Below are 25,051 nucleotides of genomic sequence, written 5' to 3'. Positions count from 1 at the left end.
TGCAAACAGTTATAAAGAATAAAAAAAAAGTTGACTTGAAAGGGCAAAACCAGTTTAATACGCCGCACACGCAGATAGCTCAGTCAGTAGAGCTAAGCTGAAGTTATATTAAAAATCCTTTGTGATTTTTATTAAAGCTGAAATCGCCCAGATAGCTAAGTCAGTAGAGCTAATTGGGAATTGTATTTAAAATCCTTTGTGATTTTTATTAAAACTGAAATTGCCCAGATAGCTCAGTCAGTAGAGCTAAGTGGGAATTGCATTGAAAATCCTTTGTGATTTTTATTAATACTGAAATTGCCCAGATAGCTCAGTCGGTAGAGCAGAGGATTGAAAATCCTCGTGTCGGTGGTTCGATTCCGCCTCTGGGCACCATTATTTAAATAATGGTGTTTAAATCAAATGATTAAAACATTATTATGCGTGCCTTAGCACACAGTTTAGTGTGCCGACTTAGCTCAGCTGGTAGAGCAACTGACTTGTAATCAGTAGGTCAACCGTTCGACTCGGTTAGTCGGCACCATTTATTTAAATTAAATGTTTTAAACATTTAATTAGCACTGTTTAAGTGCCTCGATAGCTCAGTCGGTAGAGCAGAGGATTGAAAATCCTCGTGTCCGTGGTTCGATTCCGCGTCGAGGCACCATTTATCCAAAGTTATCAATCTTTAAAATTGAAACGTGCCTTAGCACACAGTTTAGTGTGCCGACTTAGCTCAGCTGGTAGAGCAACTGACTTGTAATCAGTAGGTCAACCGTTCGACTCGGTTAGTCGGCACCATTTATTTAAATTAAATGTTTTAAAACATTTAATTAGCACTGTTTAAGTGCCTCGATAGCTCAGTCGGTAGAGCAGAGGATTGAAAATCCTCGTGTCCGTGGTTCGATTCCGCGTCGAGGCACCATTTATATTAAAGCCCTGCATGAAAATGCGGGGCTTTTTTGTTTTTTAAAAAAGTTTGCCAAATACATGGCTGTGCTTTTTAATTCTAGCACCTAGCACCTTTAATCCCACAAAACCTGCGCTTTATCGCGGTATCACCTAAGTATTTGTAATTTTATGTAAAGTCAGTTGAGCTATTAGGACTTGAGTGATTGAATTACAATTAGTAATTGATGTATTCAGGGTTAAACATGAACTGGCAACTAAAGCCGAGTATTGTTGCATTATCTGTGTTGTTCATTGGGGCTTGTACAACACAGCCGACTCAGCAAGAGCGAGTGCAACAACTCGATACACTGCCAACTAGCTGGCAACAAGACTCCACGCAAAAGTTAGATGAAGCTGTTGCTGATAATTGGTTGCAGCAACTTGAAAACCCACAAGTGTACGCACTGGTGGGGCAAGCATTACGTCATAATCAGGCTATATTGCAAGCAGGCTATGATGTTGCAATTAAACAGCAGCAGTTAATTGCAACTGGGGCGGCGCTTTGGCCAAGTCTCGATTTGTCCGCGCGCACAAACCGCAGTAAAAATAATCGCCCAGTTAGTTATAATAATACCAGCTCAGCTGACTTATCTTTAAGTTATGAAGTTGATTTATGGGGTAAACTTACAGCGGCTGAGCGCCAAGCTAATTTAGAATATTTAGCGCAAAAAGCGACCTTTGAACAGTCTCGCCAACAATTGGTAGCTGATGTTGTCAGTGGTTGGTTTAATGTAATAACGGCGCAGCAGTTATTAGCGCTTTATAAGCAAAGAGAACAAATCGCTGAGCAGAATCTCGCTATTATTGAATCAGGTTATCGCCAAGGGTTGAGTGAAGCACTCGATGTATATTTAACCCGTAATAAATTAAATACTGAGCGCTCTAATATTGCTCAGCAGCAAGCCACATTAACAGAATCGATACGTACTCTAGAGCGGTTAACTGGTGTCTATCCTAAAGGTGCCTTAAGTGTTGATGCCGACTTACCTTTACTTGATAAACCAATTCCTAAAGGCTTGCCGTCAGAGCTGCTTACTCGTAAACCAAACTTAATGGCGAGTTGGTATCAGTTATTAAGTACGGATGCCGGCTTGGCTTACGCTCATAAACAGCGCTTTCCTAGCTTAAACCTATCGGCTTCGCTAAGTGATAGTACCGATAGAATCAGTGATTTATTTTCCCCTTCAAGTTTAGCTTGGTCTTTAGTTGGCAGTATAGCTATGCCGGTTTTTGATGGTGGTCGTTTAGCTGCAAATGAACAGCAAGCAAGTCTAGCGGTTAAACGCCAAGAGCAGGCGTATCTTGAGTCACTATATGATGCATTTACTGATGTAGAAAATGCCATTACCCAAGAGCAATCCCTACAGCAACGTTATAAAACAACACTCGAAGCACAAACCAATGCTATTGCTGCTGAAAAGTTATCGTTTGAACAATATCAAAGTGGTTTAGTAAATTACACAACCGTACTGGATGCACAAGATCGCTCTTTTAGCGCGCAAAATTCAGTGATCAATATTAAAAGTCAGTTAATTCTAAATCGTATAAAGCTACATGTTGCCCTTGGTGGCGATTTTTCCGAGCCTAACCGAGAATCAGAAGAGCAATAATCATGAACAGTAAACTTCGTAAATTATTAATTCCGGCTATTGTTATCGCAGTGACAGTGGTGTTAATTGTCTTCATTAAAGGTAACCCACCAAAGACCGAACGTTTTGGCTCTGCGCCTAAAGCAAATGTTACCGTTGCTATTTCTCATCTAAAAGCACAGCCTTACCAAGTTATGATTAACAGCTTTGGTACGGTAAAACCGCGAACGCAAAGCATCTTAGTGTCGCAAGCATCTGGGCAAATTATCAATGTTAACGATCAATTTCGTGACGGTGGCTTTTTTGATAAAGGTGAAGTGTTACTAGAGTTAGATGACCGAGATCACCGAGCTGAAGTTAAGTCTGCACAAGCTAATTTATTGACTGCCCAACAAGCGTTATTAGAAGAGCAAGCACGTGGTAATCAAGCACAAACAGATTGGCAACGCTTAGGTAATGGCGAACAAGCCAGTTCTTTAGTACTGCGCAAACCACAACTAGCTGCGGCGCAAGCTGAGGTTTTATCAGCACAGGCACAACTAGAAAAAGCAGAACTTGATTTAGAACGTACTAAGATCAGAGCACCTTACGCTGGGCGAGTACTCAGTCGCAGTGTTGATTTAGGGCAAGTTGTGAGTAACAACACTGAACTAGCGTCTATTTATGCAATAGACAGTGTCGAAATTCGTTTGCCAATTAAAAACAAAGACTTAGGGTTTATCAATTTACCCATGCAATTTAGAGATAAAGATAACACTGAGCAGGGTGCTGATGTGGCCTTAACGTCAGAACTTGTTGGTCATCAACATTGGCAGGGACAAGTTGTGCGCACTGAGGGCGCTATTGATGAAACCGCCCAACAATTATATGTAGTCGCAAAAATAAATGACCCTTATAAAGCCACCGCAGATAAGCAGTATCCGATCAAAATTGGCCAATATATCAAGGCTGAAATTACCGGTAAAATATTACCCAATGCTCTCGTAATTCCCAATAGCGCCATTTATCAAGGCAGCTATGTGTATACAGTAAAAAATGGTGTTTTAAATCGTAAAGACATTACACTAGCTTGGCAAAATGCAGAAAAAGCAATTATTGCTACTGGTTTAAATAATGGTGATGACCTTGTATTAACCCCGCTTGGTCAAGTGAGTTCAGGCACCAAAGTAAGCGTCATGAGCGAAGAGCAATACCAAGCTATACTTGATGGAGGCAGTCAAAAGCCAAACAGCGCTAAACAAGGAGCGAAGCAATGATCGCTTGGTTTACCAAAAATCATGTTGCAGCTAACCTGCTATTGATCAGTATATTATTAGCCGGATTGTTTAGCTTATTCACGCAGATCCCGTTGGAAGTGTTTCCAACGATTCAAACTGAACGGGTGAACGTGAGTGTATCACTGCGAGGTTCTACACCTGAAGATGTAGAGAAAGGCGTGACCATTCGTATCGAAGAAGCGGTACAAGACTTAGAAGGCGTTAAACGTATTTCGAGCCGTTCATCAGAGGGCTCATCATCGGTAAGTATCGAAATTGAAAATAGTTATGATCCGCGAGAGTTGCTTGCAGATATAAAAAGCCGAGTTGATTCGATTAATACCTTTCCTGTGGATGCTGAAAAACCAATCGTATCGCTCGCTGAGTGGAAAAGCGAAGTGATCGCCGTCACCGTATCGAGTATCTATGGCGAGAAAGAAACCCTCGCTTATGCAGAAACGGTACGCGATGAACTATTAAGGGATCCAAGTATTACCCAAGTTGAGCTAAGTGGTGTTCGTGACTATGAGCTATCTATCGAAGTAAGCCAAGACGTGTTGCGCCAATATAGTTTAAGCTTAGCCGATATATCATCAGCAATTGCCAGTTCAAGCTCTGATGTTTCGGCAGGTAATTTAAAAACCGAAGGTGGAGATGTATTAATTCGCTCTAAAGGGCAAGCTTATCGTAAAGATGAGTTCGCTAAAATTGTCATTAAAAACCAAGCAGATGGTTCGATTATTCGGTTAGGTGATATTGCGACAATTAATGATGGCTTCGAAGAAACGCCAGTTCGCACTCGCTTTAATGGCAAACAAGCGGCATTTATTGATGTTTATCGTATCGGCCCACAAAGTGCTATTGATGTTGCCGATGCCGTTAAAAACTATATTGATGTTCAGCAAAAGTCGCTTCCTGAAGGGTTTGAACTAAGCTACTGGGATGATGAGTCAGAACTTGTTAAAGCGCGTATAGCGACTCTATCTACGAATGCACTACAAGGCGGAATTTTGGTTTTAGCCTTACTGACGTTATTTTTGCGACCAGCCATTGCGTTTTGGGTGTTTATAGGTATTCCTGTATCGTTTATGGGCGCGTTTTTAGCTATGCCATTTTTTGGTGTGAGCTTAAACGTAATGAGTTTATTTGGCTTTATCTTAGTGCTGGGGATCGTGGTGGATGATGCCATTGTTACCGGTGAAAACGTCTATACCCATATGAAAACTGCCGAATCAGGCGAACAAGCCGCTATTCGCGGCACCGAAGAAGTAGCCACACCGGTTACTTTTGGTGTGTTAACTACGGTAGCTGCATTTTTACCGCTGGCATTTATTGAAGGTCCGCGCGGAGCTTTATTCGCACAAATTCCGGTAGTAGTGATCCCTGTATTATTGTTCTCATTAATTGAATCAAAGTTTGTACTACCTGCACACTTAAAGTATTTAAAATTACGAAATGAAAAAAATGACCCATCAAAACTAGAGCGGTTTCAGCAGAGGTTTGCCGACGGCTTTGAACATGCGATATTAAAATATTATCAACCACTATTAAATCTAGCACTGCGTAACAAGTTAGCCACTATTAGTTTTTTTATTGGAGTCTGTTTAATTATTCTAACCTTGATCACCAGTGGTTGGACTAAGTTTGTGTTTTTCCCACGCATTCCAAGCGAGACAGTACGTGCAACTTTAACCTTTCCTGCTGGTACTCCTTTTGAAGTGACTAATAAATACATTATTGATATGTCGGATAAAGCTAAGGATTTAAAAGAAAAATACCGTGATGAAGATGGTCAAAGTGTAATTTTAAATATTTTGGCAACCACGGGGGGGCGTGGGGGCTCGTCAAACTCAGGCAGCGTAAGATTTGAAATTACACCGGCAGAAACGCGGGACTCAAGTATCACTTCTCAAGAGTTGGTAAGTGAGTGGCGAGAGTTAATTGGTATTATACCTGGCGCTGAAAGTGTTACCTTTAGAGCTGAATTTGGTCGTACCTCAAGTCCTATTGATGTACAGCTTAATGGTAGCTCAATTGCCACCTTAGAAAAAGTAGCTGATAAAGTAAAACAACGGTTAGCGACTTACCCAACAGTGTATGAAATTGCTGATAGCATGTCAGACGGTAAAGAAGAGCTTGAAATAGAATTGACCGATCAAGGTCTTGCGCTTGGCTTAAACAGAGTTGATGTATCGCAGCAAGTGCGTAACTCATTTTTTGGTGCGCAAGTGCAGCGTATCCAACGTGGGCGCGACGACGTACGTGTTATGGTACGTTTGCCCATTGAGGAGCGTCGCTCAGTTGCCGATTTAAGAGATATTCTTATAAAAACGCCAGCAGGTGGTACTGTGCCGCTGTCGCATATAGCCACGTTAGTACCCGGTAAAAGCCCCTCAACAATCAATCGGATAGACCGTTATCGAACGCTCAATGTGACCGCAGACGTTGAAAAAGGCAATACCAACATGACAGTACTGCAAGCGGATCTTAAAGCATATCTTGATGAATTAGTGCAGCAGTATCCTGGTGTAACTCACTCACTCGAAGGTGAAGCCAAAGAGCAAAGAGAATCTTTTGGTTCACTCGCATGGGGACTACTGTTTGTGTTCTTTATTATCTATGCCTTATTGGCTATTCCATTTAAGTCTTATATGCAGCCAATTATTGTTATGAGCGTGATCCCGTTTGGCATGATTGGCGCTGTAATGGGGCATTGGATCATGGGTATGGATTTGAGCATCATGAGCCTACTCGGCATGCTGGCTTTAGTTGGCGTGGTGGTAAATGACTCATTAGTACTGGTTGATTTTATCAATAAAAAGCGTGCCGAGGGTGGTGAACTATTAGAGGCAGTAAAACAAGCAGGCGCGTCACGTTTTCGCCCTGTAATGTTAACCAGTATCACCACTTTTATTGGTTTAATGCCGTTGTTATTTGAAAAAGCAACGCAAGCGCAATTTTTGATCCCCATGGCAGTGAGCCTTGGTTTTGGGATTATTTTTGCAACCTTTATCACCTTGTTACTGGTGCCCGTTAATTATATGTTGGTAGAGCGCGTACAAGGCTGGTTTAAATAAACAACTTTCCCCACAGCTAATTAGGCTGTGGGGAATACGAAATACGATGCAAAATTTCTCAAACTATTTTTTCAAGCTGAGGTAAACTAAACACAAAGTAGTTAAATTCAAAGGCTTCAACATGATTGAATACCCGATTGATCAACTCCCACAGCTTATTGATGAGCTTTTACAATGTGATACTACAGAGCGTAAAAATAAGCTGTTAGCTGACGCCAAAGAAATACTCTCGACAGAACATTTATCGTTATTATTTGAAGCCTTACCAAAAGATCAGCGTATTGATATTTGGCAATTATTAGATGAAGACACCCAGCACGAAATATTCATTAATTTAGGCGCCGATAGCTGTCGTTGGCTATTACAAACACTCGATGAAGATGACGGTTTTAAATTACTTGATGAAGTAAGCGTTGCTGAGTTACTTGAACTTGAAGAAGTGATCCCTGAGCGCTTTGTTGAATACGCTCGCCGTCAACTTGATGAAGTACAAACCAAGCAATATGAATTAGCGCAGCAATATAACCCTGAGCAATTGGGTCATTGGCTTGATTTTGATTCACTTAAGGTTTCAGACAAACTAACGGTCGGTGGCGCACGAAAAATCCTGCAAAAAGGCTTACCGCAATATACTGAGGTTATTTATTTAGTAAGCCGCAAAGGTACGCTAATTGGTGAGGTATCGGTTAACACGTTATTTAAAGCTAAGGATTCAGATACCTTATTAAGTTTTGCTGATCACGATATCACCTCACTGCATGCTGACGATGATTTATACGAAGCCGCGGAAGTGGTGATCCACAGTGAAAAAATGGCAATGCCTGTTGTCAATGTCGATAACAAGTTACTGGGGCGATTAAAAGTTACCTCAGCTTATGAATTACGCCAAGAGGTCACCGATGAAGCGGCGGCAAAAGCGGGTGGTTTACGTGAAGATGAAGATCTATTTGCCAGCGTACGAAAAAGTGCGAAAAACCGTGGTATTTGGTTAGGCATTAATTTAGCAACCGCATTTTTAGCATCCTGGTTTATTGGCTTATTTGGCGCAACCATTGAGCAAGTAGTTGCATTGGCAGTATTAATGCCGGTAGTTGCATCAATGGGCGGTATTGCCGGTAGTCAAACACTTACCGTAATCGTGCGCGGTTTAGCGCTTGGTCAGGTAACCGACTCAAACCGTAAGGCGTTACTTAAAAAAGAGCTTAGGGTAGGGGCTGTAAATGGCTGTGTGTGGGCTATGGTAATTGGTGTGCTTACCTATTTCTGGTTTAGTGATGTAATGCTCAGTATTACTATTACAGTGGCTATTTTGCTTAATTTAATTGCAGCCTCTTTGTCTGGCGTGGTGATCCCTTCGATTTTAGATAAAATGAAAATCGACCCGGCACTGTCAGGTTCAGTAATCTTGACAACAGTGACCGATATCGTTGGCTTTGTCACTTTCTTAGGGTTAGGTAGTTTATTACTACTTTAGTATTTTAGTGTACGCAGTATGATAACTTTTTACAGGCATTTAATTAATTTCATTTTTATTTCTGTTATGTGAATCTTTAGTGAAGAACTGGTTGGCGCGTATCATCTGGTTCTTTTTTATCATAAAGTACAACTCTCGCAGTAGCGAGCTACATAATTAAAAAGGAAATACTCAATGTCAAAGAAACCAGCTAAAGCAATCAGTAAAGAAGTAAAATCGATTAAAAAAGAAATCAGCGCTCGTAAAGATAAAGTCGCAAAACAAAAAGCCAAAATAGGTAAGCTTAAAAAAGCGCTGAAAAAAGCAGCTTAATTTAGCATACAAAAATACTGCTGTGCGGCTAGTTATTTAGTGCCATCAGTAAAGGTATATAAATATATTTTTCAAATGCTTAGGCGATTATAAAATATTTTTGTAATTGCCAAGCCAGTCTTTTATCCCACTTTTTGTTCATCATGCTCTGCTAGTGCGTAATATTTGTTAATAATTTTATGCAAATATGTTTTAATCTATGTATATCCTTTACAGCATTAAGCGTTTGCTTAAATTTTATGATAAAAAATTACTTAATAATCGCTATTTTTATCTTTATTTTCTCTACGCTAGCTAATGCGTCTGAACACTTTAGTGATCACGAACAATTCTGCTTACAGCAGCCAGAGAAAGACTGCTTAGTTTATATCAATGAACGTATAGAGAAATCAGAGCTTCATTCAACTCGGTGGTATAAAGCCAAGTCTTACTTATTTGATTATTATTACGATAAAAGTGATTATGAAACCTTAAAAACCATTGTAGAGCCATTCGCAGAACGAGATGATCTACCTGAAGTATTTAAAGTCCAAGCTTACTTTTATTACGCCAAAGCCTTACGTTATTATGGGGATATTGAGCGTGCAAAAATATATGCTAATAAGGCTCTTACAGATATACAGTTGATGTACGACGCGTTTGCAGATCCAATGCGAATGCTTGAGTTAGCCAATTTGCAGTATGTTTTTGGTAATAAAGAATCCGCTTTTCAAATGCTGCTCAAAACCGAACGAAAGTTTGGCAAGAGTAAAGACCCAATTTTTAATTTTGAATTACATTCCAATAAAGCAAATATTTATCATGCTTTTGGCGATTTAGAAAATGCCAGAGATAGTAGAAAAAAAGCACTCGATTGGATACTTCCAACTCAGCATCAAGGCAAAATTATTGTTGCACAAGGGAATTTAGCGCGTACATATCAATTGCTCGGACAGTATGACCTTGCCATTAAGTATTATGTTGACTCGTTAAGTTATATGGTCGATGGCAGCGATGATATTACCAAAGCTTCGCATACATTAAGGCTGGCAGAAATATGCTGGCAAGCAAAAGATAATCAGCAGGCCATTAAGTGGTTTAAAGCGGTTAAAGTGAGTGACTTAAATCGTAACCATAAAATAGTCTATGAACAATTAGCTAAAGCCTTAACTTTGTAGCGATTGTAACTATGCACCCTCGATAAGACGGCCCATATTTATATGGGCCGTAGTTATTTGTTTAATTAAAAGCTAAACGCTACATTCGCATAAACAAAGCGGCCATCTAAACTATATGGCGTGAACCCGGTGTAAGTGAAAATTTGGTTAAAATCACTATAACCAATATTACTTACCGTATCTTGCGGGTACTGATCAAATAGATTATTAGCACCTAAAGCAAGTTTCCATTGCTCAGTTGGACGATACGCTACTTCAATATCGGTGAGCCACTTTGCTTTGAGAAGTTCATCACCCTCAGCACTACTTGAGGTATCAACTACTTCACCATAGCGTGTTGCACGAAGCGTGGTTTGAATATTTTCATAATCCCATGTTGCAGACAGGTTCCATTTATCTGCTGGTGTGCCTTTTTCGAATCGAGAAATTTCACGTCGTGCAAAGTATTGATATCCATCACCTAACGCTTCCAGTTCCGGTGGATTGTCTTTCACATGAGTAACTTCTGTATCGTTAAAGTTTACAGCGGCACTTAAGCGTAAGTCACCATAGTCAGCTAAACCAAGTAAATAGGTGGCAACAATATCTACCCCTTGTGTACGCGAATCAATCGCATTGGTAAAGTAGCGCACACTTTGGGTATTAAGCTCAGCGGCTTGTTGTAAAATAGCTTCAACAGCAGGGCCTTCTAAGTTTTCAGAGAGCACAATGCGATCATCAATATCGATACGATAAGCATCAAGCGTGAAGCTAAAATTACCTTCTGTGAAGATAAAACCAGCGGTCATATTGACAGACTCTTCAGCGTCTAAATCTTTTGCACCAAGCGCTTTGGCAGCAGGCTCACTACTTGGAAATAATCCGACTTCTCTAGGTACACCATTTTCAAATACAGTGCTGACTGATTTATAAGACGTTTGTGCAAGAGACGGTGCTCTAAAACCACTACTGATAGCACCACGTAACGATAATGAAGGAGTAATGCTATAGCGGCTGGCAAGTTTCGCTGTAAAAGTACTGCCAAAGTCACTATAGTCTTCAAATCGACCCGCTAGCACAGCATTCCAATTTTCAGTGAGGTAGGTATCAAATTCAGCAAATAGGGCAATGTTATGGCGGCTTTTATCAGTTGCACTATCCGGTGAAAAACCTGATAAAACTTGTGCGCCACCGGCGGCAACAGGTACGCCTTGTGCATCAAGTACCGTTAAATAAGAAGCTTGTTCACCGGCTTTGATTTGGTAGTTTTCATGGCGATATTCAGTACCAATGGTAACAAACACGTCATCAGGCAAGCCTAAGTCAAAGCTATTGCTGGCATCCATGTTAACAAGGAATTGTTCATACACTAATGCGCCATTATCAAACTCTGTCGGACTGTTAGCACCCATAGAGGTATTGATGCTATTGCTAACACCTAAGGCAAAATCATTGCGACCATAATTAGTGCTGATATCCCATGTCCAATCATTACTAACCCCATTTAAACCGATAGCAAACGAATAGTCGTCAACATCAGTGTCAATGTTTGGTAAAAACCCATCTGGATAAACGCTTGGCACATTACGGTTGTCTTTGGCACGACGATAGAAACCGCCTGAGTTACCTTTACGATTTGAATAACTGGCAAAAGAGTAAAGTGATAAGTCATCACTAAAGTCGTAGCCAAGATTATAAAATAGCGCGATATCTTCAACATCGGCTTTACCAAAGCGGTGATTATAACGGTCAAACGTCAGCTCTTTTGGATCAAGCGCGCCGTTTTCATCACGATTATATTGTTCTCGCTCATCAATACCTGAGCGGTTAGTTGGCTCGTTGTTACGGGTTTCAATTGAGATATTGATAAAGCCATTCTCGCTAAGCGAAAAGCCCGCATTGGCACTTGCAGTTCGGGTAATACCATCGTTAACGCGGCGGTCATCACCTTTAACAAAACCAAGCTTACCTTGCGAGTCGATGATTGTTTCTTTTAACTGTGCAGAGCCTGCCATTTGCGAATCATATTGACCGTAAGTGTAGCTTATACTACCGCCTTCATCGGCATCTTTGAGTACAATATTAATCACACCAGCAATGGCATCTGAGCCATATTGAGCCGCTGCACCATCACGTAATACTTCGACGCGCTTAATCGCAGAGGTTGGAATATTATTTAAATCAACAGCCGTAGAGCCACGGCCAACGGTGCCGCCTAAGTTTAATAAAGCACCAGAATGACGGCGTTTACCATTGACAAGTACTAAGGTGTGATCGGGAGCTAGGCCTCTTAATACTGCAGGTTTTGCATGGTCAGTACCATCGGCAAGAGTGGCACTTGGGTAGTTAAAGCTAGGTAATTGGGCTGCAAGCACTTGGCTTATTTCTAGCTGGCCTGTGGTTGCCAGATCACGACTGGTTAGCAAGTCTACAGGAACTGTACTTTCCGACAGGCTGCGTAAACTACGACGTGTGCCGGTGACCGAAATAACTTCAATATCTTTTACTTCGTTTTCGCTAGTTGGTTGCTCTGCTGCAATGGCACTTACTTGAAAAGCAAATGTACTGCATATTGCTAAATGTAGGGGCAGTTTTTTTAAGTTAGCCATATAGTAATCCCTTGAGTATGTTGATTTTAACCAACAACATTTTACTAATAAAATGTTTACTCAACAAAGAATAGATCAGAATACCATAGTAGCAATGCACCTTAATTGTTAATATTTTGCGTCTTATGTAACTGTTAGTGTGTTTTATTTACAAGTTGCAGTTCTGTCTGCAAAAAGTAATAGCGAGCTGTAACTGATAGACAAATTATTTACCGTTATAGCGTATTAAGCACTAATACTAATTTTATTTCTGCCGTCAGATTTTGCTCTATATAAAGCCGTATCAGCGGCACATATTAGTGCTTCGCAGGTGCGGTATTGGTTATCAAATTCGCAGGCAATACCTTGGCTCACACTTACTTTAACTTCTGGCGGTAGGCCAATGTCAGTAAATGACATCGCATTAATTTGTTGTTGAATATGTCTGGCAACAACGGCGGCACTATCACGGTTGCAACGTGGCAGAATAACAGCAAATTCTTCACCGCCATAACGAGCGGCTAAACAATCTCTTGACGGTATACATTGCAAAATAACCTTGGCTATTTTTTGTAAGCACTTATCGCCTTTAATATGGCCGTAGGTATCGTTGAACCTCTTAAAATGATCGACATCAATCAGTATTGTGCTTAAAGGCTGATGGCTTTGAATACTCTCTGCCCAAAATTTATTTAATGACTCATCAAGCGTAAAACGGTTAGCAAGGCCGGTTAAGTGATCAGTCGAGGCTTGTATTTTTAATCGATTAAATATCGCTTTATGCGCGCTTAAATCATGTAATATACAAACGTATAGCTTTTGTGCACAGGCAATGCTTTGTGGCATGTTAGAAATAGATAAATCGGCTTCGATTATACTGCCATCGAGTTTATTTATTTTAACTTCATTTGGGCCAAAGTTAAGGCGAGTGTCTTTTATATCAAGCCAGTTTAATAGCGTATACATGTATTTGTCACGATCTGTTTCGTGCAAAAACGGCAGTAAGCTTTGGCCAATTAACGATTGTTGTGAGTCGCCTAAAAGCTGCGCCGCCATCGGGTTAACAAACTCAAACGTGCCTTGTTCATCAATAACAAAAATGCCTTCAGCAGTGCCATTAAATAGCTCTATTAATGCGCCAAACTGTATGTGTGACAGGCAGGTCGACAGAGTTTTACCGGCAGCGGTTGATTGCTTATTTGCATTAAGTGCTTGGTTATTATTATTTGTTTGCTTAGACACGTTTGATCCTTACGCTTTGCTATACGTTTTTGGTGTCTATAAATTTACTTAAAAAAGTGCAAACAAACCTTCTGGTAATCTTCTGGTTTTAAGGTGTTGATTTTTATTGTTTTTATTTATTCGCAGACTCTAGTTTAAGAGTCTGCGAAGTATATTGTAGTAATTGTTTAGGTGTTGTTAATTAAAATATATCTTCATTTTCAACTTGAGGGTCAGCGCTTTCGTACGCTTTGCCATTACACTCAACGTTAAAAATTAAGCACACTGTGCCATTATTTTCATTGCTGTCTATAATGATGATTGATTGGCTGTCATCACTCACTTTATAGCTAAAGTCGCCGGCACAATCACCTTTTTTATTGGTGATAGTGGCTCCGGTAAATAAAAAGCCGCTAGTAATAGTCGTTGGTTCTAATGTGTAAATACCTGCAGTCTCAGTTCTTACAACTCCACCGCCAGATACTTCTTTCCCATCTCTAAAGTATGTGAAATTGGCACTGTCGTTACTGTCTAGTTCAATTTTTACTGTAAAGTGAATTAGCTCTTGATTGTTATTCATATTATTTCCTTTTTTATTAATGTTCATAGTTGAAAATTGTTAATGCCTAAGTTTACTAGGCTTGCTTTTATTTCTGAAATTTCGTTTTCTTTGTTTAAGCATGTATATGCTTGTACAAGCGGGTAAGTGATTTTTACGCTTTGGGTTGTTTTTGTAATTTCGGACATGATGGTAATAGCTTGTTCACATAATTTTACTTGTGCATTTTTATTAACAGCTAATTTTGCTTTTATTAAGCTTATATTTATTATAACTATTTTATTTTCAACTTTTCCTTCAATTTTTTCTAATAATTCTTGTGCTTTTTGCCATGATTTTATTTTTATGAAATAGTGAATAAGGCTAATCTGTGTATTTACAATCTTTTTATCAGACAAGCTTTTTTCCTTAATAAAGTTAATAATGCCTTCAATCCGCATGTCTATGTTTACATCATCAGATAGTAACAATTGATGCGCTAAAAATTGATGATACATACGTTGAAACTTATTATTTTTTGGATCCTGAAGCCGGGCTTTATTTATTACCTCTGTGGCTTGTTTTGCCTTTATATAGGCACGTAGCTTATTAGGAAAATAGCTGAGCAAGTAACTCTGTTGTATATAAGTGTTAGCAAGACTGTTGAATAAACTGGCATCATTGGGGTATTGTGCCAAAATATTATTCAATTCATTAGATGCATTTTCTAACATTGTTAATGCCGTATTAAAATTACCCAAATTTTCTTCTGTACTGGCAAGCCAGCTAATTGTATCTGTTTTATCACGTAATAAGTTTTTATTGTTGGGTTTAAGCTCGAGTGCTTTGTTTTTAAGATTTAGCGACTCTGTGAAGCTTTGTTTTGCAGCAGTGTAGTTAAATTGTTTTAAATATAACGAGCCGAGAGAGTTATGTGAATAAGACAACTCCATAATGGAGTTAAAGTCATTGGGTGCTAGGGAGTACATTGTTTCACTATAGGCTTGGTATTTTTTAAACATTGGCTCTGTGGCAGCGTAATCACTTTTATCATAATGAAGCTGCCCTAACCAAAAGGCATTGGCACCCGCAAGCGTAAGTAACTCTAAGTTGCTAGGTTGGGTTTTTAATAATGCCTCAAGTCGGGTGCGGGCGCTCTCAAACGCGGTAAATGCTTCGTCGGTTTTACCGCGGGAATAGGCCACTTCTCCCATTGCCTCAAGGGTTTGTGCATATTGAAAGCGGTTGTTAAATTCGGTTTTTTGGTCTGTAAAGCGAAAGAGAGAGTTGTCCTCATCAGCTTGATTAGTAAAATACTCCAGCGCTTTATTGCTAATACCATCGAGCAAATCCATACGTTTAACGCTACGCAGTTTATCGGCAAATTCACCCACCATAAAACCAAGTAGGCTTTCGGCTTCTAAGCGTTTTTGCTGCGCGACTTGCTCGGCGTGGTAGCTGCGTACGCTCATAAAGGTGGCTATAAAACTGAGTAAAATAAGTGCAACCGCGGTGGCTTGTAACACTCTTTTTTTGCGTTTTGCCCTGCGGTTTGATGCTTTAATTAAGCTCAGTTCAGCAGCGCTGAGGGTAAACATAGCGTTATTTATCAGGCTTTGTGCTTCTTGTAACGGCTTGCCCTGGGCTAATAAAAAGTCGGCATGTTTTTGCTCGTTTAACCAACGCTCGGTGGCGATTTGTAAGCGACTTTTAATGGCTAAGCTTTGTTGGTGTTGGTTTATCCAGTCTATGGCGCGTTGCCACTGACGTAGTAGCGCTTCGTGTGCCAAACTAAAACAGGCTTGCTCGTTTTTAAGGTGCGATACAAATAAGCGGCTATCGACCATCGCTTGTGCAAGTTGTGTTTGTGCCGGGGTGGTGAGTTCATCCCAACGGGCTGCGCGGCTGGTGAGGGTTTCGCCATCAGCGTGCAGGGTAATGAGTTTTGATAATACCAAGCTCAGCTGGGATTGTTGTTGCTTGGGCTGTTGTGTAAAAACGTGCTCGGCTTTTTTACCAATCGCGCCTTCAATACCGCCCAATGCTTGGTATTGTGAGACTAATAGCTCATCGTTTTCGCTGCGCTGTAAGTACAGTTGTTGCAACGTGTATTGCAGCATTGGCAGGGCATCGGGGTTATTGGCGGTGTCGTTACAGAGCATTTCATCCAGTGGGGTTTGGTGCTCAGGGTCAAGCTGCCAACTAAGCCCTGCGGCTAAAGCTGGCAGGCGGATCATCTGTTTTAATTCAGTGCGAGTGGGCGGCAGTAAGTCAAAATGGGCGCCATTGGCTTTGCCCGCCATTAAGCTAGGTTGATTAACCACTTGCGGATAAAAGTCATTTCGACAGGCGCTAAATATAATCATGCAGTTACTGGTGGCCAGTAACTCTATAATTGTTAAAAACTGGCTGCGCTCTTGCTCGCTAAATACTGGCGACGACAGTAATACTTCAAGGCGGTCGATAAATAAAAATAAATACGGTTTTATATGGGGTGTTTGGCTTTGCTTTAAAGCCATTTGGCAACGCTCAATAACTTGCTCGGGCGCGTTTTGTAATAACTCGCTCAAAGTGTCGGCACTCATATCGCTAAGTACCGGGGCGTCGTTTATTTCTAAATCAAGTAGGGTAGAGGCTAAATCGAGAAATAACCGATCTTTAGTTATATCAGCAAAATCAAGTTGGCAGTATGACTCAACCCGAAAGCCATCAAAGCCTGACTCACTCATTAATGCCGGTAATATACCTGCATTGACCAAAGATGATTTACCTGAGCCGCTAGAGCCGAGCAATAAGCTAAAAGCACGGCCAAAACTTATTTGTGCCGATACCCGTTGTAATAGTGTGTTTATTTGCTTGCTGCGGCCAAAAAAAACATCGGCTTCATTGGGAGTAAACGCGCTTAAGCCAACAAAGGGTGAGCTGCCTTGCCATTTTATATGGCTGGCTTTTTGTTCTTCATCGAGAGGCAGCTCTATTTTGGCGATAACGCGGTAGCCGCGCTTGCGGATTGTCTCTATGTATTGCGGATCACTGGCTTTGTCGTCAAATGCTTTACGTAATTGCGTGATAACTTTGTGCAATGGATTATCGCCCACCGCAACAGTGCGCCAACAATGGTTAATGATCTCGTCACTGCTAACTAATTCTCCTTGTTTTTCGCATAATAACAATAAAACATCCATCGCTTTGGGCTCAAGTTGTTTGACTTGCGCACCTCGTCGTAAGCTATTGGTGGCAGGTGTTACTTGCCATTCACCGACAAAGAAAACAGATTTACGCATGCAGGGCTCATCATTGTTATTGTTAAAATTGAGGTTGCTTTAAACAGCTTTGTTTTATCCTACTGCAAGCAATAAGTTAATACAATATTCTGAGTTAAACGTTAAAAAGCTTTATTAAACAGTCACGGTACAAGCTATGTCTGATATACATTACTTTATGTAAAGCTTGCTTGACTTTTCTGTGAGCCTCAACAATACTTAGTCAAGTTTACTTGACTAAAAAGGCGAGAGCATGAAACAACAAACAGGATTAACATTCAAACAACGCAACAAACTAAACACTGTTTATTTAGCAAAGTGGACTCTGGCGTGGGTTTTAACTTTGGCGCTTGCGTCATTCGGGCCATTGTTGCTGTGGGACGAGCAGAACACGCTACTTAGTATAGTGGCAATTATGGTTAATGTTTTCGCAGGTATTATGATGATTATGGCAAATAAACGCCATTTAGCTGGCTTAGATGAATTGCAGCAACGGTTACATTTAAATGCGATGGCGATTACCTTAGGAGGGAGTTTAGTATTTGGTTTAGCATACTCGGTATTACAAACGAGCGGGGTAATTTCGTTTCGACAAGGGATTTCCCATTTAGTGATGTTTATGGGGATAACTTATTTAGTGTCTGTGGTAGTGATGAATAAACAACTTGGCGCTGAGGACGAAGAATGAAAAACCGCCTTAAAGTATTGCGCGCGGAGCATGACCTTACTCAGGCAAAATTAGCAGAGCTACTTGATGTATCAAGGCAAACGGTGAATGCTATCGAAAAAGGCAAGTTCGATCCTAGTTTACCATTAGCGTTTAAAGCAGCTCGTTTATTTAAATTAAAAATTGAAGATATCTTTCAAGATGAAGAGGTATAAATTCTACACTCTGCGTGCTTAAAGTACGCAGAGTGTAGTGCTGTTTTATGGGGCAACTAGTTGCGGTTTTTGTTTACCCATTTGCAATGCACTCAGTAACCACATAATAAATCCACCAGCAAATAACACTGCGGCGACATAGCCGGTTTGATTAGGTTGCGCGCCTTGTGCAATTGCTAAGCCGCCAACCCAAGGACCTATTGCATTTGCAGTATTGAATGCGCATTGTACAAGTGCGCCAATCATTGCGTGCCCATGCGGAGATACATCCATCAACATAGTTTGGATAACTGTGCCAAGTCCGACACTAAAACCAATAAAAAATATAACTGCATAAAGTAACCAAATGTTATGGCTTGCCATTACATAAGTTGTAGCAAAAACGATTGCGCCAACAAGTGCTATACCAGTGGTTTTAAGGGGCGAATGATCCGCCGCTTTACCTAAAATATAGTTGCCCAGCGTACAACCAATACCGAACATAACCATCGCAATTGATATAGTGTAGGCTGGTGTGTGGGTGACCACTAAAATTGTATCGGCAATATAAGTATAAATGCAAAACACCCCGCCAAAGCCAACAATAATGATCCCTAAAATTGACCAAACCAGCTTATTTTTCAGTACGCTCAACTCGCTTAATAACGACGAAGGGGCTGAATTTTTTGTGTTTGGTATGAACTTTACAATTAGAATTAACGCAACAAGTGCCAGTACTGCGGTGCCCGCTAAACAATAACGCCAACTAAAATTTTGACCGACTAAAGTAACCATAGGTACGCCAACAATCGTTGCTATGGTAAGGCCCATAAATACTTTAGACATAAAGCTGGCGCGTTTATTGGCAGGTGCTATATCTGCGGCTAATAAAATGGCAACAGCAAAATAAGCTCCGTGGGGTAAACCACTTAAAAAGCGAAATAATATAAGCTGCTCTAACGAATTAGCAAATGCGCTTAAGCCGTTAAATATAAACATCATCGACACAAATAATAGCAAAGCATTACGCTTGCGCATGTTTGCTGTGGTGATCATAAAAAACGGTGCGCCGATCACTACGCCAATCGCATAGGCGCTAATGGTATAACCGCTTTGTGCTGGTGTTGAGGCAAATGTTTCGCTGAACAATGGCAGCATCGGCATCATCGAAAATTCCGATAATCCTAAAATAAAAGTACCCAGTGCAAGTACTAACAAAATAGCGGTAGTGCTTAGCGTATTGTTCACGACGCTAGGTTCAGGTGACATAGATAACCCTTGTAAAAAGACTGACGACAAAATATGAATGATTTATTTAATAAAAAGCAGGAAACTGCAATTTTGAAGAACCAATTAAACCGCGATTGTATGATAAAAATAAGTCAGCGTCTTGCACTAAAAACAGTGTATTTAGAGCAGAAAATACGATTTTAGATTGCAGTGTTTTTGGCTGAATAGGAACGTTCTAATTTTCAATGACTTGATATATTCACCTTGGTTATTAAGCGGCATGCTGATGAAAAATAAATTTTCAGTGGTTGTGGCTATTTTATGTTTTTAGTGTTCTAACAGCCTTTTAAAAGTTATTAGCGTGTTTAAAATAAGAACAATAAACATCGAGTCAGAGCTTGGGGTGCGACAATTTGTCGCGTGTTCAGTGTTGTCGTCAAGTTATATACTTTGCTTATCTTAAACCTGCTGTAATTAAAGAATAAAATGAGCAACCACAATCCACCTATCAATTCACGTTATGCACTTTCTCCGTTAGCACTTTGCATTGCGAGTTTAGTCTCTCCTTATGTACTGGCTGATGATTCAATTGAAGTGATTGAAGTACAGGGCCAAAACGTTAACAGCCATGCAAATTTAGGTTCTGCTGAACAGCTTTTAACTGAGTTGGGGGTGGATTTCTCTGCGGCAGGTGGAATTTCTAGTTTACCTATATTAAATGGCATGATGGGCGATAGAGTTAAAGTACTGGTCGATGGCGCAGATATTACTGCGGCCTGTGGCAATCAGATGAACCCACCATTATCTTATATTTCGGCTAATCAGCTATCGTCTTATCAAGTGATTGCAGGTATTTCGCCAGTAAGCGCTGGTGGAGATAACATTGCCGGCGTTATTGTAGTAAACACCATTGCTCCGCAATATGGTGAGAGTGATATGTTAGTGTGGCATTCAGGTTATGTGTCGGCGCAGTATCGCAGTGTAAATAATGCGCAAGCGGTTGGTGTTGGCGCACGACTTGCCAGTGACAGCTTTAGTTTAAATTATCAAGGTGCCTTTGAAGACGCTGATAGTTATGACGATGGTAATGGTGATTTAGTATTAGATACTCTATATCGCGTGCAAAATCATGCATTAACTGCAGCGCTGCGAGATGAAAAACAACAGCTAGTGGTTAAATTAACGCATCAAAAAATACCCTTTCAGGGCTTTGCTAATCAATATATGGATATGACGGATAACACCAGTTATGGCATAGTCACTCAGTATAAACGCCAGCTTGAAAGTGGTGAGTTTCGAGCGCAAATAAACTTTAATGATGTAAAGCACGAAATGGGTTTTTTCAGCGCTGAAAAAACCGGCATGATGCCGATGAATACCGACGCGCAAGATATCAGTTATCAACTTAATTGGCGTTTAGACTTTGATGCTGACACTGTATTACTGCTCGGCCAAGAATACTATGGTTACCGCATTGATGATTGGTGGCCTGCGATTGAAGGCTCAATGATGATGGGGCCTAACGACTATGTAAATATTAATGACGGTGAACGTGACCGCTACACCGGTTTTGCTGAGCTGCAAAAGCAGCTAAATAACAAGTGGTGGGTCTCTGCTGGTACGCGTATTGAATATGTGCAAACGGATACCGGTGAAGTGCAGCCATATTCAGACATGGGTGATGGCATGAATGGAATGTCAGGTATGGGAAGTATGCCTGCAATGAATATGGCAGATCCAAATAAAGATGCTGCAAAAGAGTTTAATGCCATGGATCGCGCGCGCAGTGACACGCTTGTGGATGCCAGCCTATTATTACGCTACCAAATTACTAATGAAGATGAACTACAATTTGGCTTAGCACGTAAAAATCATGCGCCTAATTTATATGAACGTTATAGCTGGGGTGTCAGCACAATGTCGACCAGTATGATTGGTTGGTTTGGTGATGGTAATGGTTATATTGGTAACCCAGACTTAGTAGCCGAAACCGCGCATACCATCAGCACCAGTTACACTAAATCGGCAGAAGATGGTCAGTGGCAAATAACAGCTAACGCTTGGTATACCCAAGTAAATGATTATATTGATGTTACTGTTGTTGGCAGTACTAACCGCACAGATAAGGCATTAACTGAGCGTAATACCCTGCAATTTACCAATTTAGACGCCACACTTTATGGCACTAAGCTTGAAGGTATTATCCGTGTTGTTGATAGTAAAAATGCAGGCACATGGGATTTAACCGCCGCGCTTACTAGCACCCATGGCGAGCGTGATGACAGTGATGAGCCGTTATATCAAATAATGCCACTGCATAGCAAAATAGCCCTTGAGCAACAACTCGGTAAATGGCAAAACTCATTGAGCTGGGAGTGGGTAGATAGCAAAACGCGTGTAGATCCACGTCGTATTGAAAATCTATCAGCCAACTATAGCTTAGTGAATTTAGCAACCAAGGCGACATGGGATAAGCTAACAGTTAAGTTGGCAATTACTAACTTACTTGACGAATACTACCAGCAGCCTTTAGGTGGGGTCAGTATTGCTGATTTTAAAACAGATATGAGCCAAGGCTTCAGTCAATTAGCAGGACAAGGTCGCTCGGTTAATGCCGGTATCAGCTACGCATTTTAAGTAAATTAACTAAATGTAGCCATGATGTTTAGCATGGCTAAATTACAGCTGAACACAAAAATCTATAAACTGCGTTAACAACGGATTTTTGTATTTGTCTTTATGCATCACCAACCAAAACTGCCTTTGCATGGGGTGGTTTAAGTTAAGCTGCGTAACGCGGCCATCTTGTAAAGCGTACTGTGCCGCGAGTGACGATAAACACCCCAGCCCTAACCCTTCAGCAACGCTGTTGATCAGTGCTTCTGTCGTGTTGAGTTCAAAACTTTGGCTCCAATTATCGATATGCGTAGCAAGGTTTTGTAAAAAGAATGAGCGTGAACCAGAGCCAGCTTCCCTTAATACCCATTCGCTGTTTGTTAAATCATTAAAACTAAGCTGTGATTTTGCAGCTAAAGGGTGGGATAGCGGTGCAATAATGCACATGGTGTCTTGACTAAACACGGTTGAGACTAAGTCGCTTTGCTGGGCTTGGCCTTCTATTAGTGCAATGTCGAGCTCAAAATCGCGCAGTTTTTGGCAAATAAGTTCAGAATTTGAAATAAAAACCTGCTGTGAATAATGCTGCTGTTGTTGGCGAAATCCACTGAGTATAAAGGGCAACACATGATTACCAATGGTATCGCTGGCACCTATTTTTAAGGTGCCGCTGGCTTTTGCTTGGGGCGAAAAAAGCGTATTAATATCATTTGCTCTGTGCAGTAATTCATCGGCTAAGGGCAGTAATTTTTGCCCTTCTTGATTTAAAATTAAGCGATGATTTACTCGGTCAAACAGTGGGTGACCTAACTGCTTTTCAAGCTCGCTAAGCGCCATACTGAGTGCCGCTTTAGATAGATAAAGCCGCTCTGAGGCTGCGGTAAGTGTTGCATGCTGAGTAATACCTACAAACACTTTAAGTTGTTTAAGAGAAATATTCATGAGTTTTATGTTTAGTTTTTATGAACATGTGTTCTATATAATTAGATTTAACTAAACAAAATGCAAGGTTAAACTTCTTTATAAGATAAACAGTGAGTGTGGAGTATAAACATGTTTAATTATATAAAAGCCAAAGTAATAACCGCACCTACTCCAATGGGTGGATTAGCATTAGGCATAGCCAGCCTTGGTTGGGCTTGGGAAAACATGTTTAATGCAAATGGCGCAGCGCAATACACTGGGGCGGCAATTGCGAGCGTATTATTATTAATACTTGGCTTAAAATTTTTACTGCACCCGCAATTACTAAAAGCCGATTTAGCGCACCCTGTTGTAGGTAGCGTTGTGCCTACTTTTGCTATGGCAACGTTGGTAGTATCTAATTCGTTAGGGCACTGTAATCCATTAGCAGGGGATGTGCTTTGGGTAGGCGCATTTTTATTGCACTTAGGATTTTTATTGAGCTTTGTTATTCATCGTGTTCGTGAATTTAAAATTGAGCACATGGTGCCAAGTTGGTTTGTACCACCTGTGGGTATTATTGTTGCCGATGTCGCGTTCTCGGGTAACCCAGCACTGATGTTTTTAGCACAAGGGGCACTTTATTTTGGCATGTTAATGTACGCAGTTATGTTGCCGTTAATGATTTATCGGATAATATTTGCTGAGCAAATTCCTGATGCTGCACAGCCCACATTAGCTATATTAGCGGCGCCGGCAAGCTTATCGTTGGCGGGGTATTTCACTGTAGTGACCCAGCCGTCGCCAGTGATAATTGGAGGGTTATTTGGTATTGCCATACTAATGACATTAATTATTTATACGGCATTTTTTAAATTACTACGCCGCAGGTTTTGCCCTGGGTTTGCTGCATTTACCTTTCCCATGGTCATTGGTGCTACGGCGTTATTTAAACTCGCGGATTGGATGCTAACTATGAATGTTGATGTACAGTTTATAAACCAAATACATCATTTAGCGGTAGTTGAATTGCTAGTAGCAAGCGCTGTGGTTGGCTATGTAGCGATCCGTTATACGCATTATTTTAGTTCCTTGGCTTTAAACGGCTTGAAGGTGTGAAATTGTAATAGTATGAATACAGAACGAAGAGGCAATAATGAGATTTTGCCTCTGCGGTTAATTATTATTTTAGCGGCAAGTAAATATCAGTTATTAAATCACACTCATCTACTTCATGAATGAGATTTAAGTAATGAAAGAAGCACGGAAAATCTCTAACTTCTTCAGTGCTGTTTGGTAACCATTGACGATATAGATAATAAACAGTGTCGCTGATAGTGTCATGACTGCCAAAGTGCTTGACTAAAGCGCAGCGACCTGCCGGGATCTCACCATTTCTTACGCCATATTGATTATCGCTAATTGGTTGCTTGACGCTGCCGGCGAAGTCAAAGCGAAAATCGTTGTCGTCAGTCACCGCAGGATCGCTATAAGGGATGCCATAAGTATCACTGGTTTTTACCGGTGATAAGCCTGACTCTTTTCGCCATTTAATAAACTGCGCGGCTGTTTCCATAAGCTTAGTGGCCGAACCGTTGTGGGTAAGCAACGCAACAGCTTGCGGTGCAAAGTGAACAATTTCTACTTTCATATTACTAACCTTTAATTCAGGTATTTTAAAGTCAAACTGCGCATGCCAATGTGGCCAGTTTGGTGTGCTTCTGAATTGAGTTGGGGATTGAGCAAAAACACGTTTGAAAGCACGACTAAAAGCTTCAGGACTTTCAAAACTTGCCTCTAATGCAATATCAATAATGCGTTTGTGATGCTCAAAAGCAAGCCGATAAGAGGCGCGCTTTAAGCGAGCAAATTGCGTGTACTTAGTAACGCTTACCCCCATTATTGAGATAAATAAACGATGAAAATGAAATTTAGAACAATAGGCAACGGCACTTAAACTATCTAATGTAAGTGGCTCATCAATATGGTGGTTTATATAATCACAGACATGATGGATGCGCTGTAGGTGCGTGTTTTTCATAGTTACTCGTTATGCT

Annotated in this window: 17 protein-coding genes and 5 tRNA genes; 15 read left to right on the top strand and 7 right to left on the bottom strand. The window is 40.6% G+C overall.

What is annotated here, in order from left to right:
- Positions 1 to 299: 299 nt before the first annotated feature.
- The 11 genes from PSR9079_RS06855 to PSR9079_RS06810 all read left to right on the top strand — a co-directional run bounded on the left by PSR9079_RS06855 (position 300) and on the right by PSR9079_RS06810 (position 9,795).
- A tRNA-Phe gene (locus tag PSR9079_RS06855) sits at positions 300 to 375 on the top strand.
- A gap of 72 nt (positions 376 to 447) precedes the next feature.
- Positions 448 to 523 (top strand) — tRNA-Thr (locus tag PSR9079_RS06850).
- Between the two features lie 47 nt (positions 524 to 570).
- A tRNA-Phe gene (locus tag PSR9079_RS06845) sits at positions 571 to 646 on the top strand.
- Positions 647 to 704: 58 nt separating this feature from the next.
- A tRNA-Thr gene (locus PSR9079_RS06840) sits at positions 705 to 780 on the top strand.
- Between the two features lie 48 nt (positions 781 to 828).
- Positions 829 to 904 (top strand) — tRNA-Phe (locus tag PSR9079_RS06835).
- A gap of 229 nt (positions 905 to 1,133) precedes the next feature.
- Positions 1,134 to 2,540, top strand: a complete 1,407-nt coding sequence (locus tag PSR9079_RS06830) for a TolC family protein (RefSeq protein ID WP_149980879.1) — start codon at positions 1,134 to 1,136, stop codon at positions 2,538 to 2,540.
- Between the two features lie 2 nt (positions 2,541 to 2,542).
- Positions 2,543 to 3,775, top strand: a complete 1,233-nt coding sequence (locus tag PSR9079_RS06825; RefSeq protein ID WP_149980878.1) for an efflux RND transporter periplasmic adaptor subunit — start codon at positions 2,543 to 2,545, stop codon at positions 3,773 to 3,775.
- A complete protein-coding gene (locus PSR9079_RS06820; protein ID WP_149980877.1) occupies positions 3,772 to 6,852 on the top strand; it encodes an efflux RND transporter permease subunit in 3,081 nt (1,026 codons plus the stop codon). The genes PSR9079_RS06825 and PSR9079_RS06820 overlap by 4 nt, the downstream gene beginning before the upstream one ends.
- Before the next feature lie 121 nt (positions 6,853 to 6,973).
- Positions 6,974 to 8,326 carry a magnesium transporter gene (locus PSR9079_RS06815; protein ID WP_149980876.1) on the top strand — a complete coding sequence of 451 codons (1,353 nt, stop codon included), beginning with the start codon at positions 6,974 to 6,976 and terminating at the stop codon, positions 8,324 to 8,326.
- A gap of 174 nt (positions 8,327 to 8,500) precedes the next feature.
- The gene (locus PSR9079_RS23615) at positions 8,501 to 8,638 is read left to right on the top strand and encodes a hypothetical protein (RefSeq protein WP_169020715.1); all 138 of its coding nucleotides are present in this window, start codon (positions 8,501 to 8,503) and stop codon (positions 8,636 to 8,638) included.
- A 239-nt stretch (positions 8,639 to 8,877) separates the two neighbouring features.
- Positions 8,878 to 9,795, top strand: coding sequence for a tetratricopeptide repeat protein (locus PSR9079_RS06810; protein ID WP_179959148.1), 918 nt, complete (start codon positions 8,878 to 8,880; stop codon positions 9,793 to 9,795).
- A gap of 65 nt (positions 9,796 to 9,860) precedes the next feature.
- Here PSR9079_RS06810 and PSR9079_RS06805 read toward each other — a convergent pair whose 3' ends face one another.
- From PSR9079_RS06805 to PSR9079_RS06790, 4 genes are all read right to left on the bottom strand, one after another.
- Positions 9,861 to 12,383, bottom strand: a complete 2,523-nt coding sequence (locus PSR9079_RS06805; RefSeq protein ID WP_149980874.1) for a TonB-dependent receptor plug domain-containing protein — start codon at positions 12,381 to 12,383, stop codon at positions 9,861 to 9,863.
- A 225-nt stretch (positions 12,384 to 12,608) separates the two neighbouring features.
- Positions 12,609 to 13,604, bottom strand: a complete 996-nt coding sequence (locus PSR9079_RS06800; protein ID WP_149980873.1) for a GGDEF domain-containing protein — start codon at positions 13,602 to 13,604, stop codon at positions 12,609 to 12,611.
- A 181-nt stretch (positions 13,605 to 13,785) separates the two neighbouring features.
- Positions 13,786 to 14,163, bottom strand: coding sequence for a DP-EP family protein (locus tag PSR9079_RS06795; RefSeq protein ID WP_149980872.1), 378 nt, complete (start codon positions 14,161 to 14,163; stop codon positions 13,786 to 13,788).
- Positions 14,164 to 14,186: 23 nt separating this feature from the next.
- Positions 14,187 to 17,405, bottom strand: coding sequence for an nSTAND1 domain-containing NTPase (locus PSR9079_RS06790; protein WP_149980871.1), 3,219 nt, complete (start codon positions 17,403 to 17,405; stop codon positions 14,187 to 14,189).
- 232 nt (positions 17,406 to 17,637) lie between these two features.
- Here PSR9079_RS06790 and PSR9079_RS06785 point away from each other — a divergent pair, with 232 nt between their 5' ends.
- Both PSR9079_RS06785 and PSR9079_RS06780 read left to right on the top strand, forming a co-directional pair.
- Positions 17,638 to 18,072 carry a hypothetical protein gene (locus tag PSR9079_RS06785; protein WP_149980870.1) on the top strand — a complete coding sequence of 145 codons (435 nt, stop codon included), beginning with the start codon at positions 17,638 to 17,640 and terminating at the stop codon, positions 18,070 to 18,072.
- Positions 18,069 to 18,266: a helix-turn-helix transcriptional regulator gene (locus PSR9079_RS06780; protein ID WP_145237509.1), complete on the top strand. Its 198-nt coding sequence runs from the start codon at positions 18,069 to 18,071 to the stop codon at positions 18,264 to 18,266. Before PSR9079_RS06785 ends, PSR9079_RS06780 begins: the two co-directional genes overlap by 4 nt.
- A gap of 45 nt (positions 18,267 to 18,311) precedes the next feature.
- On the opposite strand, the gene PSR9079_RS06775 is transcribed toward PSR9079_RS06780, so the two are convergent.
- Complete coding sequence (locus tag PSR9079_RS06775; protein ID WP_149980869.1) at positions 18,312 to 19,514, bottom strand: MFS transporter; 1,203 nt, start codon at positions 19,512 to 19,514, stop codon at positions 18,312 to 18,314.
- 447 nt (positions 19,515 to 19,961) lie between these two features.
- Between PSR9079_RS06775 and PSR9079_RS06770 the strand changes: the two genes are divergently transcribed.
- Positions 19,962 to 22,112, top strand: a complete 2,151-nt coding sequence (locus PSR9079_RS06770) for a TonB-dependent receptor (RefSeq protein ID WP_149980868.1) — start codon at positions 19,962 to 19,964, stop codon at positions 22,110 to 22,112.
- A 42-nt stretch (positions 22,113 to 22,154) separates the two neighbouring features.
- Here the strand turns inward: PSR9079_RS06770 and PSR9079_RS06765 are convergent, their stop codons facing one another.
- A complete protein-coding gene (locus tag PSR9079_RS06765; protein WP_149980867.1) occupies positions 22,155 to 23,033 on the bottom strand; it encodes a LysR family transcriptional regulator in 879 nt (292 codons plus the stop codon).
- A gap of 111 nt (positions 23,034 to 23,144) precedes the next feature.
- On the opposite strand from PSR9079_RS06765, the gene PSR9079_RS06760 reads away from it, so the two are divergent.
- On the top strand, positions 23,145 to 24,113 hold the full coding sequence (locus PSR9079_RS06760; RefSeq protein WP_149980866.1) for a TDT family transporter: 969 nt from the start codon (positions 23,145 to 23,147) through the stop codon (positions 24,111 to 24,113).
- Between the two features lie 64 nt (positions 24,114 to 24,177).
- On the opposite strand, the gene PSR9079_RS06755 is transcribed toward PSR9079_RS06760, so the two are convergent.
- Positions 24,178 to 25,035 carry an AraC family transcriptional regulator gene (locus tag PSR9079_RS06755; protein ID WP_149980865.1) on the bottom strand — a complete coding sequence of 286 codons (858 nt, stop codon included), beginning with the start codon at positions 25,033 to 25,035 and terminating at the stop codon, positions 24,178 to 24,180.
- Positions 25,036 to 25,051: the final 16 nt, after the last annotated feature.

This window comes from Pseudoalteromonas rhizosphaerae, assembly GCF_902498845.1.
GTDB lineage: Bacteria > Pseudomonadota > Gammaproteobacteria > Enterobacterales > Alteromonadaceae > Pseudoalteromonas > Pseudoalteromonas rhizosphaerae.
This window is presented reverse-complemented; position numbering and strand designations above follow the sequence as displayed.

Coding starts and splice junctions, on each gene's coding strand:
- PSR9079_RS06830 (WP_149980879.1), top strand. CDS start 1,134: ATGAACTGGCAACTAAAGCCGAGTATTGTTGCATTATCTGTGTTGTTC.
- PSR9079_RS06825 (WP_149980878.1), top strand. CDS start 2,543: ATGAACAGTAAACTTCGTAAATTATTAATTCCGGCTATTGTTATCGCA.
- PSR9079_RS06820 (WP_149980877.1), top strand. CDS start 3,772: ATGATCGCTTGGTTTACCAAAAATCATGTTGCAGCTAACCTGCTATTG.
- PSR9079_RS06815 (WP_149980876.1), top strand. CDS start 6,974: ATGATTGAATACCCGATTGATCAACTCCCACAGCTTATTGATGAGCTT.
- PSR9079_RS23615 (WP_169020715.1), top strand. CDS start 8,501: ATGTCAAAGAAACCAGCTAAAGCAATCAGTAAAGAAGTAAAATCGATT.
- PSR9079_RS06810 (WP_179959148.1), top strand. CDS start 8,878: ATGATAAAAAATTACTTAATAATCGCTATTTTTATCTTTATTTTCTCT.
- PSR9079_RS06805 (WP_149980874.1), bottom strand. CDS start 12,383: ATGGCTAACTTAAAAAAACTGCCCCTACATTTAGCAATATGCAGTACA.
- PSR9079_RS06795 (WP_149980872.1), bottom strand. CDS start 14,163: ATGAATAACAATCAAGAGCTAATTCACTTTACAGTAAAAATTGAACTA.
- PSR9079_RS06790 (WP_149980871.1), bottom strand. CDS start 17,405: ATGCGTAAATCTGTTTTCTTTGTCGGTGAATGGCAAGTAACACCTGCC.
- PSR9079_RS06785 (WP_149980870.1), top strand. CDS start 17,638: ATGAAACAACAAACAGGATTAACATTCAAACAACGCAACAAACTAAAC.
- PSR9079_RS06780 (WP_145237509.1), top strand. CDS start 18,069: ATGAAAAACCGCCTTAAAGTATTGCGCGCGGAGCATGACCTTACTCAG.
- PSR9079_RS06775 (WP_149980869.1), bottom strand. CDS start 19,514: ATGTCACCTGAACCTAGCGTCGTGAACAATACGCTAAGCACTACCGCT.
- PSR9079_RS06770 (WP_149980868.1), top strand. CDS start 19,962: ATGAGCAACCACAATCCACCTATCAATTCACGTTATGCACTTTCTCCG.
- PSR9079_RS06765 (WP_149980867.1), bottom strand. CDS start 23,033: ATGAATATTTCTCTTAAACAACTTAAAGTGTTTGTAGGTATTACTCAG.
- PSR9079_RS06760 (WP_149980866.1), top strand. CDS start 23,145: ATGTTTAATTATATAAAAGCCAAAGTAATAACCGCACCTACTCCAATG.
- PSR9079_RS06755 (WP_149980865.1), bottom strand. CDS start 25,035: ATGAAAAACACGCACCTACAGCGCATCCATCATGTCTGTGATTATATA.